Source organism: Bradyrhizobium sp. SZCCHNRI20481, assembly GCF_032485055.1.
Lineage (GTDB): Bacteria > Pseudomonadota > Alphaproteobacteria > Rhizobiales > Xanthobacteraceae > Bradyrhizobium.
On sequence record NZ_JAUEUE010000017.1, the window covers coordinates 1 to 13,608 of the forward strand.

At 63.1% G+C, this 13,608-nt stretch carries 10 protein-coding genes and 2 pseudogenes; 8 read left to right on the top strand and 4 right to left on the bottom strand.

The annotated features are described in order from the left end of the window. The 3 genes and pseudogenes from QX132_RS25425 to QX132_RS25435 form a co-directional block, all read right to left on the bottom strand. A pseudogene (locus tag QX132_RS25425) lies at nt 1-734 on the bottom strand (cytochrome c3 family protein); the annotation flags it as partial. Between the two features lie 488 nt (nt 735-1,222). Next, a complete protein-coding gene (locus QX132_RS25430; RefSeq protein ID WP_316163176.1) occupies nt 1,223-2,581 on the bottom strand; it encodes a cytochrome c3 family protein in 1,359 nt (452 codons plus the stop codon). 12 nt (nt 2,582-2,593) lie between these two features. Continuing rightward, on the bottom strand, nt 2,594-3,499 hold the full coding sequence (locus QX132_RS25435; RefSeq protein ID WP_315737700.1) for a pyridine nucleotide-disulfide oxidoreductase: 906 nt from the start codon (nt 3,497-3,499) through the stop codon (nt 2,594-2,596). A gap of 392 nt (nt 3,500-3,891) precedes the next feature. On the opposite strand from QX132_RS25435, the gene QX132_RS25440 reads away from it, so the two are divergent. From QX132_RS25440 to QX132_RS25475, 8 genes are all read left to right on the top strand, one after another. Continuing rightward, a complete protein-coding gene (locus QX132_RS25440) occupies nt 3,892-5,133 on the top strand; it encodes an NAD(P)-binding domain-containing protein (protein ID WP_316163177.1) in 1,242 nt (413 codons plus the stop codon). Continuing rightward, complete coding sequence (locus tag QX132_RS25445; RefSeq protein WP_316163178.1) at nt 5,120-6,643, top strand: ankyrin repeat domain-containing protein; 1,524 nt, start codon at nt 5,120-5,122, stop codon at nt 6,641-6,643. The genes QX132_RS25440 and QX132_RS25445 overlap by 14 nt, the downstream gene beginning before the upstream one ends. 298 nt (nt 6,644-6,941) lie before the next feature. Continuing rightward, nucleotides 6,942-8,930 carry a heme lyase CcmF/NrfE family subunit gene (locus tag QX132_RS25450; RefSeq protein WP_316163179.1) on the top strand — a complete coding sequence of 663 codons (1,989 nt, stop codon included), beginning with the start codon at nt 6,942-6,944 and terminating at the stop codon, nt 8,928-8,930. An 8-nt stretch (nt 8,931-8,938) separates the two neighbouring features. Then, nucleotides 8,939-9,475 carry a DsbE family thiol:disulfide interchange protein gene (locus QX132_RS25455; RefSeq protein ID WP_315737696.1) on the top strand — a complete coding sequence of 179 codons (537 nt, stop codon included), beginning with the start codon at nt 8,939-8,941 and terminating at the stop codon, nt 9,473-9,475. After that, nucleotides 9,472-9,984, top strand: coding sequence for a cytochrome c-type biogenesis protein (locus QX132_RS25460; protein ID WP_316163180.1), 513 nt, complete (start codon nt 9,472-9,474; stop codon nt 9,982-9,984). The genes QX132_RS25455 and QX132_RS25460 overlap by 4 nt, the downstream gene beginning before the upstream one ends. After that, nucleotides 9,984-11,300 carry a c-type cytochrome biogenesis protein CcmI gene (gene ccmI, locus QX132_RS25465; protein WP_315811620.1) on the top strand — a complete coding sequence of 439 codons (1,317 nt, stop codon included), beginning with the start codon at nt 9,984-9,986 and terminating at the stop codon, nt 11,298-11,300. The genes QX132_RS25460 and ccmI overlap by 1 nt, the downstream gene beginning before the upstream one ends. Before the next feature lie 64 nt (nt 11,301-11,364). Beyond that, nucleotides 11,365-12,018: a response regulator transcription factor gene (locus QX132_RS25470; protein ID WP_315737693.1), complete on the top strand. Its 654-nt coding sequence runs from the start codon at nt 11,365-11,367 to the stop codon at nt 12,016-12,018. A gap of 4 nt (nt 12,019-12,022) precedes the next feature. After that, nucleotides 12,023-13,399 (top strand): HAMP domain-containing sensor histidine kinase, encoded by a 1,377-nt coding sequence (locus tag QX132_RS25475; RefSeq protein ID WP_316163181.1) that lies wholly within the window; start codon nt 12,023-12,025, stop codon nt 13,397-13,399. Here QX132_RS25475 and QX132_RS33075 read toward each other — a convergent pair. Then, nucleotides 13,306-13,539: pseudogene (locus QX132_RS33075) on the bottom strand (hypothetical protein); the annotation flags it as partial. The gene QX132_RS25475 and the pseudogene QX132_RS33075 sit on opposite strands and share 94 nt — an antisense overlap. Between the last annotated feature and the right edge of the window lie 69 nt (nt 13,540-13,608).

Consider the following 13,608-nt stretch of genomic DNA (forward strand, 5'->3'; position numbering starts at 1 on the left):
TTCGAGCACTGCAGCGTCCCGGTCGGGATGTGCGGCGGCGTCGTCATGCCCATCGCGGTCTTGCCGTTGTGGCAGGTCGCGCAGTTGGTGTCGGTCGCCGCATGCTTGAACGCCGCGCCACCGAAGCTGGCCGTGCTGGTGTGACAGGACTCGCACGGCAGATTGGTCTGGAGATGATTGCTGGACTTGCCGCGCGCCGTCGTCCCGTTGTGGCAGTTGGCGCAACCGGCGACGATGCCGGCGTGGTCCATCTTCATTCTGATGCGGAAACTCGCCGTCGACCTGTGGCACACATCGCATGGCGCCGCCGTCGTGATGTGGTTCTTCGACTTGCCCCGTGCCATCACGCCGTTGTGGCAGGTCGTACACGACGCTTTCGCCTGGGTATGATCGATCGCCCGAACGTCCTTCCATGTCGAAGTCTGATGGCAGCTCTCACAGCGCCTCGTGGTCATCGGATGGTTGACCGACATGCCGGCCGTCTGAGCGCCGTTGTGGCAACTGGCGCACTGCGTCTGCGTGCCCTTGAACCGCCCACCGACGTGGCAGGACGAGCACTCCACTCCAACATGGCTTCCGGTCAGCGGAAACCCGGTCGAGACATGATCGAATGAACTCTGCGCAGCAGCGTGCCCTGCCAGCGCCAGAGCGAGCAGCATACCGGCAAGCAACCACCGCGCCACATAGTGCGATGCTTGCGCCAACAGCCCCCGCTTGCTGTAGCAGCTGCTCAACTCAAACTCCCGATCTTCACTCTCGACTCGATCGCCATCCGAATATTCAACGGAGACCGGTCACCCCGAATCCAGCCGAAACCCCTGAGCGGCCCGCTGCTCGCCGGTCGCCCCAACAAACCCAAGACACTCCTGCGGATTTCCTCCCCAAACGGCCCGGCAGCATGCCTTCCCAGCTACCGAACACTCGGAACGCCCCCGGCCCTTTCAATCGAGCGCTACGTTGATCGGCGGCGACCAAGTCATCAGCCAGATCACGCAGCGTCACGCCCAACACAGGGCTTCATAGACCGGCAAAGCTGGCCCAAAACTGGGCCAAGCTGAACTCAAGCTGAATGGTGGTAATGTTTCTGGCGTCCTTCGCTCACGAGGTTCTCGCAAGCGCATCGCGCAAACCGTTGACCTGCAGGCGAACTGATAGCTGTTGCGAGCCGATGTCAGCTCGACACGATGTCGGACGACCGATGCGGCCAGCGCAGCCGTCCGAATCAGTTCCTGATCTGAACGTTGCGCCATCCCGTTGCGACATGGCAGCGCTCGCACGTCTGACCGAAGGTGCCATTGTGCACGTCCGAGCTGCGATGACAGCTGAAGCAATCCATCGGCAACTTCAGATCCGGCGGCGACTTGGCCTTGTGGCAGGCCTCGCATGTGATCTTCTGGTGGCCACCAACCAGCGGGAATCGTGTCTGCCGCGCGTGATCAAAGCGCCACAGCCGCCACCCATTCGGATTGTGACAACTGGCGCACCGTCCTCCGAGCTTCCCCTGGTGGAAATCCTTGTGGCAGCTCTCACAGGCCATCGGCGTATTCTTGTAGGTCGGCGTCCGGTGGCACTCCTCGCAAGGCACCGACTTGTGCAGACCTATCAACGGAAAACGCGTAATCTCGTGATCGAAGGAGAGCCTCTTCCGCCAGCCCGCATCGCTATGGCAGGTCTCGCAACGTTCGCCGAGCTTACCCTGATGCGGGTCCTGCTTGCGGTGACAGGACACGCATGACGTCGCGAGCTTGTCCCGATAGAGATCACCCGTATGGCAGCTCTCACACTTCACCTTGGCATGCGCATTTCGCAACGGGAAGCGGGTCTTGTCGTGATTGAAGCGGACCGTCTTCCACTTCTCCTGATCGTGACACGTCTCGCACTTGTCGCCGAAGCGGCCGGCATGGACGTCTTGAAGACGGTGGCATGAGCCGCACGACGTCTGCAGATCCTTGTACTGCTGGCCGGAGTGGCACGTTGCACAAGCGACCGACTTGTGGGCGCCCACGAGGGGAAACCTGGTCTTCGTGTGATCGAATTCCTTGGTCGCGCGCCATTTCACCGCCGTGTGGCAGTTCTCGCAGCGCTCACCGAGCCGGCCGCGATGAGGATCGAGCGCCTTGTGACACTCGAAGCAGGTCGAGGGTGTGTTGCGGAACTTCACCTTCGCGACATGACATCCAGCACAAGGAACGTTCTTGTGCGCATCGACCAGCCTGTAGTTCGTCATGTCGTGGTTGAATGTTTCCTTGTCGAGCTGGACGATGTCGGTTCCACGCCCCTTGTGGTCGGTGTGACACTGCCTGCACTCCTGGGTCAGCGCCGCCTGCTCGCGCCCATGCAGGCGCTCATGCTGCCTGCGATCGACTGCAATCTCCTTGTGGCAATCGAGGCAGAGGCCCGACTGCGCCTTCCGCGTGAAGGCTTCGTGGCACTTTCCGCATTCGCTTTCGAGCTTGGCATGCTTCTCGGCCAGCGGGCCCGGCATGACCAGTTTTTCAAGCAACGTCTGCGCTCGAAGCCCGGCCGACAGCAGCGCAACACCGACCATGACAGCGACAACCGCCGCTAGGCGCCACCTCATCACGAAACTCCGTCAATAGTGATGGACGGCCCAGACATGAACGAAACCCGCCAGCAGCATGAGAAAAAACAGCGGCAGATGCAGAACGTGCCACAGCGAAAATAGCCGTTCGAAAAATGTCAGTTCTGCGGCCTTCCGCACCGCAGCGGTGTACCTCCGCACGACTTCTTCGATTCGCTTCTCGCGCCGTCGCCGCTCGAACCACGACCATCGCGCACGCTTGGCTTCGGCGCGAATGAGCCGGCGCGCTTCCGCAACCACGTTGGCACGCAGCCGCCTCGTCCGCGCCGCGATGATCGCCCCCGTCCGCAGGCTCCCCAGCGCAGTTCTCGGCACCCTGTTGTCGAGCCCCTTGCTGAAGGCAGCCAACTCTCGCGACACGAATGACGCTGCCTGCATCTCCTGACCGAGCTCCATCCTCATCGCCTCGGCTTCCGCAAGCAGCTCCTTGATGCGCGCCCTTCCACCATGAAGACCCATGTGGATCTTGCCGTAGATATACCGGCCGATCACGCCGCTGATCGCAACGATCAACATGGCAAAGAATGCCACGTTGCTGTTGAGTGCTCCCAGCTTGAAGTTGGCATGAAACAGGATCAGCACGGGGCCAACGACGCCCAGCAGCATGTGCGTTTTGAACCAGAATGGCACCGAGCCGATCCCGCGGAGCGACTTGAAGCGCTTGCGCATCGAATAGGCCAGCAACGATAGCATCGCGACGCTGCCGTATATTCCGAGCCAGTAGCCGGTCCCCGATCCCGGCGTAATATACTCCTCCTCCTTCTGCAGCCATCCGATGCCGATCGCTGCGACAACGAGAAGTGTGACGATGACCGGGATGGTTCCTCGAAGAGGATCGCCGTTCGCGCGAACGACTGCTGTTCTGCTCATGTTCTCGACGCTTCCTGTGAAACCCAAATGCCGGATGGGCGAATGTCCGGCTTGCCTGCGGATCTCCGGATCTCAGTCGAGAGATTCCCTCCTGATAACCACTTGCAAATAACTGTTGCGTCCTCCGGCACTGACATCATTCGTGTGAGATCAGTGCGAGCCATATTTCCGCCGACGGCATCTGTTCAACGAATGAACTACTCCTTGTCCGCAAAACTACAAATCATTCTGGAATTTCTATGTCGGCATCTGTTGAGACGAATTTGCATCTAGCGATGCGGCCGACCTTTCCGGGCGGCCACCACAGCCGGCACCTGCTGCCACCTACTGTCAGGACTTAAGAAGGGGAAAGAGAGGACATGGCGCTCGATCTCCTGATCGTCTACGCCGCGCCGATGCTCGGCGTCTGGGCCACCTACATGGCCGTGCGCAAGCGTAAAGAAATAAAGAGCGTCGCGAAGCTCTCGGCCGCCAAGGACGCCGGTCTTCTCGAACCGGCATCGCTCCACCCCATCATCGATCCTGCCTTGTGCATCGGCTGTGGCTCATGCGTCAGGGCGTGTCCGGAGGGCGACATTCTCGGCCTGATCGGCGGCAAGGCGGCGCTCGTCGAGCCATCGCATTGCATTGGACACGGCGCCTGCAAGGCGGTGTGTCCCGTGAATGCCATCACGCTGGTGTTTGGCACCGAAACGCGCGGCATTGACATTCCAAACGTGGACGAGGCGTTTCAGACCAATGTGCCCGGCATCTTCATCGCGGGGGAGCTCGGCGGGATGGGGCTGGTGCGAAACGCCATCGAGCAGGGACGCCAGGCAATCGACTCCGTCCGCAAGATCAAGAACATCGGCAAGTCGGACATGCTCGACGTCGTGATCGTCGGCTGCGGTCCGGCCGGACTCTCCGCCAGTCTCGCCTGCCTGCAGCATCGGCTGCGCTTCGTCACCCTCGAACAGGACTCGCTCGGCGGCACCGTCGCGCACTTCCCCCGCGGCAAGCTGGTGATGACCGCTCCCTTCACGCTGCCGCTCGCAGGTAAATTCAACTTCAGAGAGCTCAGCAAGGAGCAGCTGATCGCCTTCTTCATGAGCATCGTGCACAAGTCCCGCCTCAAGGTGAACGTCGGCGAGCGCGTCGAAGCGGTCGCCCGCGTCGGCGATGGCTTCGACGTCAAGACGAACTGCAGCAGCTACAGAACGCATGCGGTGCTCTTGGCAATCGGACGACGCGGAACACCGCGCAAGCTGGACGTCCCGGGCGAAGAGCAGACCAAGGTCGTCTATCGACTGATCGACCCCGAACAGTATCGCGGCCAGCACGTGCTCGTCGTCGGTGGCGGCGACGCCGCGCTGGAAGCCGCCTGCTCCATCGCCGACGAGCCCGGAACGACGGTGACTCTCTCCCATCGCAGCGACTCGTTCAGTCGCGCCAAACTGAAGAACCGTCAACGGACGGAAGCAGCCGCCCAATCGGGACGGCTCCACGTCATGTACAATTCGTCAGTCAAACGAGTTGGCGGTGACGACGTCGAGATCGATGCCGATGGTAGGACGAGCACGATCCGAAACGATGCCGTCATCGTGTGCGTCGGCGGCATTCTGCCGACGGCGTTCCTGAAGAGCATGGGTATCGAGGTCGAGACGAAGTATGGCACGGCATAAATCCTCTCCTGTCATCCTCCCGCTGATCTGTCTCGTCAGCTTGACCGTACCATCGGTCGCCCTGGCCGGCGACACGGCGGTGCTGGGCGGCAATCCAGCGGGCGCGAGCTCCGAAGTCCCCGGCACGAGCCAGGCTGCGGACGCGGCAATCCGGGCCGGACGTCCCGAGGAAGCACTGAAGCTGCTCGAGCGCGCGGCCGTCGCCGGGGATCCAGAGGCGCAGTACCGCCTTGCATCACTCTACCGCGCCGGCCTCGGCACCAAATCAGACGACGCGCTGGCGTTCAAATGGATGGAGGCAAGTGCAAGGAAAGGACACGTCAAGGCACAGTACAATGTCGCAGCGATGTGGCTCGCAGGACGCGGAACGCCCGCCGATCCCGACCGGGCGCGGGATTGGCTGCGTAAATCGGCTGCGGCCGGTTATCAGCCCGCCGAGCAGTTGCTGGCCGATACGGCCAATCGAAACGCGCGCCCGCGCGCCAGGGAGCCGGAGCGGGAAACTGCGCGCAGGCCCGCGCCGACGCTCGATGCGCAGGCCGCAATGCGAAACGGCCATCCGGCCATCATCGACGCTGCCCTGCGCGGCCAGCTCGATCCGATGCGCCAGCTCATCGCTGCGAAGGCTGACGTCAACGCGGTCAACCAGGACGGCGATACGCCTCTGGCGATCGCCGCGGCCGCCGGGCATCTTCGGCTGGTGGAGCTCCTGCTCGCCTCGGGAGCCAACCCGAACACCGGCAACCGGCGCGGCGACACGCCGTTGATGCTGGCAGCGGACAAGGATCATGGAGACATCATCAAATTGCTGCTGACAAAGGCGGCCGACCCATCTGCAGCGCGTGCGGATGGCGCGACTGCACTACTGATGGCACTCAGCCGCTGCAATGGTGCCGCTATCGCCGCGCTCCTCGACGGCGCTTCCGGCAGCCTGCCTCCGTTGGCAGACGGCCGGACCCCACTCATGATCGCGGTCGCGTCGTGCACCAATGGCCCGCTCGATCGGCAACTCGTTCAGAGATCCGACCTCAACGCCGCCGATGGGCAGGGCCGCACCGCACTTTGGCACGCGGCCGGCAATGGCAATACGCAAGCGATCGGACAACTGATCCGCGCAGGTGCGGACGTCAACCGCGCTGACGCCGACGACAAGACGCCGTTGCTGAATGCAATCGAAGGCCGCAGCGCCGCGGCCTCGCTGCTTCTGTTGGACCACGGCGCCGATCCGAAACGCGCGACAAGAGGCGGAAATACCGCTCTCATCCTCGCTGCGCGCGCCGGCCTTGCCGATGTCGTCGGTGAACTTCTCAGGCGCAAGGCCGATCCGAACGCGCGCAACGGCCAGGGCATGAGCGCGTTGATGATGGCGGCCCATGAGGGAGACATCGGCATTGCGCAGAGCCTTCTCGCCGCCGGCGCCGAAAAGCAATTGAGGAACAAGCGGCGCGAACGTGCCACGGACATCGCCGCCGCCAGCGGTCACAGCGATATTGCCAAGCTTCTGGAATAGCAGCCGATCTCGTTTCACCTTCCTGCCCATCATGCGGTCGACGCAGCGTTCGCTGTTCCATGGCGCCGCAGACGATTCGACCGCTATTTACCAACGAACACAACGCTCCGTGCCGAGACGACCGGTGATACCGATCTCCGGCAGCGAGTGAGAATGAGTTGCAATTTCACGACGATGCGCGTCGATGGATCATCATCATTCCGTACGAATGATGCCTCATTCGGCGCATTGATTGTCGACGCATCACAGACACTTGATAGTTAGCTGCAGGAATATCCGCTGCAGTCGGAGATACTACATGACAGCGGAGGCCGGATCGTTTGCGCTCATTCTCGCGCTCATCGTGTCGCTGGTACAGTCGATCGTTCCGTTCGCAGCGCTGCGTCGCCAATCCGCGATGATCGCCGGCTTCGTTCGTCACGCTGCCCTGACTCAGTTTCTCTTCGTCGCGATCGCATTCGCGTGCCTGACGTCGCTGTTCGTCCACTCCGACTTTTCAGTCCAGGTCGTCGCAGCGAACTCGCACACGCTGAAGCCGCTGCTCTACAAGGTCTCCGGAGTCTGGGGAAACCATGAGGGATCCATGCTGCTGTGGGTCCTGATCCTCTCCTTGTTCGGCGCGGCAGTAGCATTGTTCGGAACGAACCTTCCCGAGCGGCTGCAGAGCAACGTTCTCGGCGTGCACGGCATGATCGGTCTCGGCTTTCTGGCGTTCATCGTCTCGACCTCGAATCCGTTCGCGCGGCTGGTCGATGCTCCCCTCGAAGGCAACGGACTGAATCCGATTCTGCAGGATCCCGGCCTCGCCTTTCATCCACCATTTCTGTACCTGGGTTACGTCGGCTTCTCGATGGCGTTCTCGTTCTCGGTCGCCGCGTTGATCGAGGGAAAGGTCGATGCCAGCTGGGCCCGCTGGGTTCGACCGTGGGTGCTCGCCGCCTGGTGCTTTCTCACGATTGGAATCACGCTGGGCAGCGCATGGGCGTACTACACGCTCGGCTGGGGCGGCTGGTGGTTCTGGGACCCCGTCGAGAACGCCTCCTTCATGCCGTGGCTTGCGGGGACTGCGCTGCTGCATTCCGCCCTTGTGGTCGAGCGTCGGAGCGCCCTCCAGAGCTGGACGATCCTGCTGGGGATCGTGACCTTCTCATTGAGCCTGATCGGGACTTTCCTGGTGAGGTCCGGCGTGCTCACCAGCGTTCATGCCTTCGCACAGGACCCGTCGCGTGGCGCATTCATCCTGGCGCTGATCCTGGTGGCGACCGGCGGGGCATTGACGCTGTATGCGATCCGGGCGCCAAGCCTGAAGCACGGCGCGCTGTTTGCAGCGGTCAGCCGCGAGAGCGGCCTCGTCCTCAACAATGTGCTGCTCACCGCAGCCGTGGCCACCGTGTTTCTCGGCACGTTCTACCCGCTCCTCGTCGACATGCTCGGGAACGACAAGATCTCGGTCGGCCCTCCCTACTACAACTTGACGTTCGTTCCGATCATGGTTCCGCTGCTGCTTGCCATGGTGATCGGCCCGGTTCTGAAATGGAAGCGCGATCTCCTCGTTGCGGCGCTGCAACGGCTCCGCCTGGCCGGGGGGCTTGCAGCATTCGTCACCGTCGCAATCCTCGTCGCGACGTTCGGACAGCGTTTCCTGGTCGCATTCTTCTTCGGCATCGCCGTCTGGCTCGTGATCGGCTCGTTGATGGTGCTGGCTCATCGCGTCCGCCTCGGCACGACGACTCCCTTGGCGACCTCGCTCAACCTCGCGCGCACCACCCCGCTCGCGGTCTACGGCCTGGTGCTGGCCCATGCGGGAATGGGCGTCACCGTCGCAGGCATTACCGGAATGACCGCGTGGGCCTCCGAGAAGGTGCAGATGCTGCGGCCGGGCCAGAGCCTGCAGCTCGCGGGCTATGACATCAAGTTGCGCTCGATCGGAAAATTTCCGGGCCCCAACTACGAAGCCGAGCGTGGCTCCTTCGACATCACGCGGAACGGAAAGCCGTTCACGCAGCTTTCCAGCGAGCGCCGCTTCTATCCCGTCAGACAGCAGCAGACGACCGCCGCCGGCATTCGAACCAACCTGATCTGGAACGTCTATGTGACGCTCGGCGACCCCGACGACAAAGGCGCGTGGGCGGTGCGCTGCTACTATCACCCTCTGGTGCCGCTGGTCTGGATCGGCGCACTGATGATGGCTTGCGGCGGCTTCATCTCGCTGGCCGACCGGAGATTTCGTGTCGGTGCTCCACGACGGGCGATGCTGGCCGTACCGACTGCCGTTCCTGCTGAATAGGACGAGATATGCCGCGCCTACCCTATCTCATACCTCTCGTGGCCTTCGCCGCACTGGCCGCTGGATTGGCTTTCAGCCTGACCAACGATCCGCGGCGAATGCCCTCGACCCTGATCGACAAGCCGACGCCGCGCTTCCAGCTCGCGTCGCTCGACGGCAAGGGCGGCGGTCTTGCCAGTACCGATCTGCAGGGCGATGTGGTCCTGCTCAACGTGTTCGCATCCTGGTGTCCCGGATGCCGCGTCGAGCACCCGATGCTGCTCAAGCTCGCGGAGAGCTCCGCCATCCCGATCTACGGACTGAACTGGAAGGACGATCGGAACGACGGCAAACGCTGGCTTGCCAAGCATGGCAGTCCCTATGCCCGTGTCGGCTCCGATGAGTCCGGCCGGGCCGGCATCGACCTCGGCGTGACCGGCGTTCCCGAAACCTTCGTGATCGATCGGGCCGGCCGCATCCGCTACCGCTATCCCGGCCCGCTGACCGAAGATGTATGGCGTGACGATTTCGAACCTCTGCTGAAGGCACTCAGGAGCGAGTCATGAGCTGCCGGCGGATGAAGGGATTAACCGGAGCGCTGCTCGTCAGCTCGCTCGTGCTGACGGCGACCTTGTCGCCGTCCCGTGCGGTGCTTCCGGACGAAATGCTACGGGATGAGGGGCTGGAGGCCCGTGCGCGCGCGCTGGGCCAGGAGTTGCGCTGCGTCGTTTGTCAGAATCAAAGCATCGACGATTCGAACGCTCCATTGGCGCATGATCTGAGGGTTCTGTTGCGCGACCGCCTGCAGGCCGGCGACAGCGACCGGCAGGCGGTGGACTTCCTGGTCGCACGCTACGGCAACTTCGTCCTGCTCAAGCCTCCCTTGCAGTGGAATACGATCCCGCTGTGGATCGGCCCGCTCCTGGCGCTGCTGGCGGCCATCGTCGGCTTCGGCCGCTACGTGCGCCGCGCGGCAGCCAATGCGACCGCGCTCGGAGCGGAGCACGTCGCTCCGCTCAGCGCCGACGAACTCAAAGCCATCGAGGCGATCCTCGATCGACGGAGCCCTTCATGATGCTATGGCTGATCCTGACGGCGATGATTTCCGTGGCCGCCGTGCTGATATCGACGCCCTTCATCCGCAACTACGAGCGGAGACGGTTGGCTTCGGCTCAGGGACTCGCCGTCCACCACGATCAGCTCCGCGAGATCGAGAACGAAACCGCACGGGGCTTGATCGACAAGTCGGATGGCGAGAACGCGGCCAGCGAGATCAAGCGGCGCATTCTCGCCGCAGCCGCCGCCGAACAGCCGCCGGCACCCTCCCTCACCAGCTCCGAACGAAAATTTGCGCTCGCCGTCGTCACGATGACGGTGGTGTTCGGCTCCGTCATCCTGTACGCGGTCATCGGAAATCCGGATGTCCCCGCAGCCGCGCCGGGCCAGACCGCCAGCAGCACGACGGCGAGGTCGGTTGGCGAGGCGCGATCCGACGCCGGCACCCGGGCCATTGCCTCGCTGGAGCAGATGACCAGCCAGGACGGTCGCGACCGACCGCAGCAGGGCAGCGGACTGCCGCCGGTCGAAGAGATGATCCAGCGTGTGCAGACCAGACTGGAGCGGAATCCCAAGGACGCCGACGGATGGCGGCTGCTGGGCTGGTCGCTGTTCAACATCGAGCGCTTTGCCGAGGCGGCACAGGCCTATGCGCGCGCAATGGAGCTGCGGCCGGGCTCGGCCGAATACCGCAGCGCACGCGGCGAAGCGCTGGTGCGGGCCGCGGACGGCACCGTCACGTCCGAAGCCCGCGCGGATTTCGACGAAGCACTCAAACTGGATCCCAAGGACGCGCGCGCCCGCTTCTTCATCGGCGTCGTGAAAGAGCAGGAGGGCGACAAACGGGGTGCGATGGCCGACTGGACGGCGATCGTATCGGAGGCCGATCCGAACGAGCCGTGGCTGCCCGATCTCAAGCAGCGGCTCGGCGCGCTTCGTCGCGAGCTCGGGGAGGATGACGGCTCGCCATCGCCTGCCCGACCGAACCTGTCCGCCGAGCGCATGCAGGAGCTCCTGCGCTCCGGCAAGACCGCCGCGACCGAGCCGGCGGAGCCGCGCGGCCCCCGCGCCGAGGACATCCGCAAGGCCGAAAGCATGTCCACACAGGACCGCAACCTCATGATCCGCGGCATGGTGGATGGCCTTGCAAGCCGCCTCGAACAATCACCGCGCGATGTAGAAGGCTGGATCAAGTTGATCCGCTCGCGGGTCGTGCTGGGCGAGGTCGAAGCGGCGAAACAGTCGCTGCAACGCGCACTGTCGGTCTTCGCGGAGGACGTCCCGGAGCGCACGCGCATAGCTGACGCAGCCAGAGAGCTCGGAATCAATCCATAACGTTCGAGGGCCCGATCCGCGTGTCATCATCGTCGGAACCCGTTCGGCAACCGGAGGAATGGCAATGCGCATTCTGCTCATAGAGGACGAGCCCGTCTACGCGGAGCGCATCAGGGAAAGCTTGGCCGATGCCGGTTTCGAGGCGGATCTCGCCACCGATGGCAAGCAGGGCTGGATGCTGGGCAACAGCCAGCCCTATGATGCCGCGGTCCTCGACCTCGGCCTGCCGTGCATTTCGGGCCTCGACGTGCTGCAACGCTGGCGTCATACCGGGCACACGCTGCCGGTGCTGATCCTGTCGGCCCGCAGCGGCTGGGCCGAGCGTGTCAACGGCCTGAACGCTGGCGCGGACGACTATCTCGAAAAGCCCTTCAAGGCGCAGGAGCTGGTCGCGCGGGTCAAATCGCTGCTCCGTCGGGTCTCCAGCAGACCGGAGGCCGTGCTCCGCCTCCGGCAGATCGAATTCAACGCGGCGGCTGGCCTGGTCAAGAAGGACGGGCAGATCGTCGACCTGACTGCACTCGAGTTGCGCGTCCTCGAGCTCCTCATGCGCCGCGCCGATCATATCGTGTCGCAGACCGAGCTACTGGAGCACATCTATCCGAGCAGCGACCATCGCGACTCCAATACGGTCGAAGTCTACATTGCCCGGCTCAGGAGAAAGCTGGGGCGTGATTGCATTCGCACCGTCAGAGGCATGGGATATCGCTTCGGATAGAGCAATGTTCAGCCGCAACTTCCGAGCCCGCATGATCGTGGTCGCCGCGATCTGGATTTCCATCGTCTTGTTCGCCAGCGGGCTCGGACTCTCGATCGTCATTCGCCGTGTCGTCGTGGCCCACTTCGATCATGACCTCCTGGATCACGCCCGCGAGCTCGCCGACCTCGTGGAAATCGACGCAACGCAGCGGCTATTCATCGCCCGCAATCTGAGCGATCCGCGTTTCTCCCCTGCCAGGTCCGGAATGTATTGGCAGGTCATCCTGCAGAACGGCGAAACCGCGCGTTCGCCGTCGCTACAGGATGACCTTTCTCTTTCATTCACGCCCGATCAGACTCGCGAGGGTTCCCTGCCTCCCTCCACGGCGCTTACGAATGTGGAGGGACCGACTGGGCCGATGCGCATGGTCCGAAACATCAGCGAGCCGTCTCGTCTCGGGCAACCCGTCGAAATCCGTGTCGGTGCCGACGAGCGACTGATCAGTGACGAGATGCAGCACCTCAATCTGACGCTGATCGCGACGCTGGGTATCATGGCCCTCGCCATGGTTGGCACCGCCTACGCTCAAGTCGTTTACGGCCTGCGGCCGCTCCAGCGCATGAGTCGCGCCATCGTGGACGTGCGCAGCGGCAAGACCACGCGGCTGCCTGAGGACCTGCCGGAGGAAATCATGCCGCTCGTCACCGAGTTGAACGGAATGATTGCGGCAAATCTCAACATGGTCGATCGCGCTCGCGTGCTCGCAGGAAGTTTTGCACACGCGCTGAAGACGCCTCTGGCAATTCTCGACGAGGAGGCAGCACGGCTCAAAGCATCCGGTCAGGAGAGCCACGCTCAGATTCTGTCGGAGCAGTGCTCGCGAATGGCGCTGCTCATCGACTACCAGACGGCGCGCGCAAAGGCCTCCACGATCGCGAATGCAGGTACGTTTGCGGTCGTCGCAGACGTATTGAGGAGCGTCATCAATACCTACTCGCGATTCAGCCCGGGGCACGACCGGCGGTTCGAAGTCGAAGGAGCAGCCGACGTCGTCGTTGCCTGCGATACGAACGATCTGACCGAACTCATCGGCAACCTGCTCGACAATGCGGCAAAATGGGCACATGACCGCGTCGTGATTTCGATCGAGGATCTCGACAGCACCGTCTTGATCACGGTGGAGGACGACGGGCCCGGCATTCCGGTCGAAGAGCGAATGCGCGTATTCGACGTGGGCACGAGACTTGACGACGCGAAGCCGGGCACTGGGCTCGGTCTGGCGATTGCCCGCGACCTGACCAGTCTCTATGATGGTCGACTATGGATCGAGGATTCGAGAATTGGGGGCGTCGCCCTGAAGCTCGCACTTCGAAAGAAGGGTGATCCAAGCTCATCGTGACATGACTGGTGCCCGCAGCGCCACACGAAGCCGCCCTGGTCGATGCGTTTGGTGAACAGACGCCCCCCATTGCCGTCACAGAACCGGACCTTCAGCACCAACGCCTTCTTGCCGCGGAAAGCAAACGGGTAGCCGAAGAACGGCCCTTCGTCGGCGCGTCGTGTACCAGCATCGAGACCCCGAAATGCCGGCTCACGACATCGCCCAAG

What these genes read in the sequence shown, in the direction of transcription:
- QX132_RS25455 (WP_315737696.1), top strand. Translation starts at nt 8,939, where the DNA reads ATGCCGCGCCTACCCTATCTCATACCTCTCGTGGCCTTCGCCGCACTG.
- ccmI (WP_315811620.1), top strand. Translation starts at nt 9,984, where the DNA reads ATGCTATGGCTGATCCTGACGGCGATGATTTCCGTGGCCGCCGTGCTG.
- QX132_RS25460 (WP_316163180.1), top strand. Translation starts at nt 9,472, where the DNA reads ATGAGCTGCCGGCGGATGAAGGGATTAACCGGAGCGCTGCTCGTCAGC.
- QX132_RS25440 (WP_316163177.1), top strand. Translation starts at nt 3,892, where the DNA reads ATGGCCGTGCGCAAGCGTAAAGAAATAAAGAGCGTCGCGAAGCTCTCG.
- QX132_RS25475 (WP_316163181.1), top strand. Translation starts at nt 12,023, where the DNA reads ATGTTCAGCCGCAACTTCCGAGCCCGCATGATCGTGGTCGCCGCGATC.
- QX132_RS25430 (WP_316163176.1), bottom strand. Translation starts at nt 2,581, where the DNA reads ATGAGGTGGCGCCTAGCGGCGGTTGTCGCTGTCATGGTCGGTGTTGCG.
- QX132_RS25450 (WP_316163179.1), top strand. Translation starts at nt 6,942, where the DNA reads ATGACAGCGGAGGCCGGATCGTTTGCGCTCATTCTCGCGCTCATCGTG.
- QX132_RS25470 (WP_315737693.1), top strand. Translation starts at nt 11,365, where the DNA reads ATGCGCATTCTGCTCATAGAGGACGAGCCCGTCTACGCGGAGCGCATC.
- QX132_RS25445 (WP_316163178.1), top strand. Translation starts at nt 5,120, where the DNA reads ATGGCACGGCATAAATCCTCTCCTGTCATCCTCCCGCTGATCTGTCTC.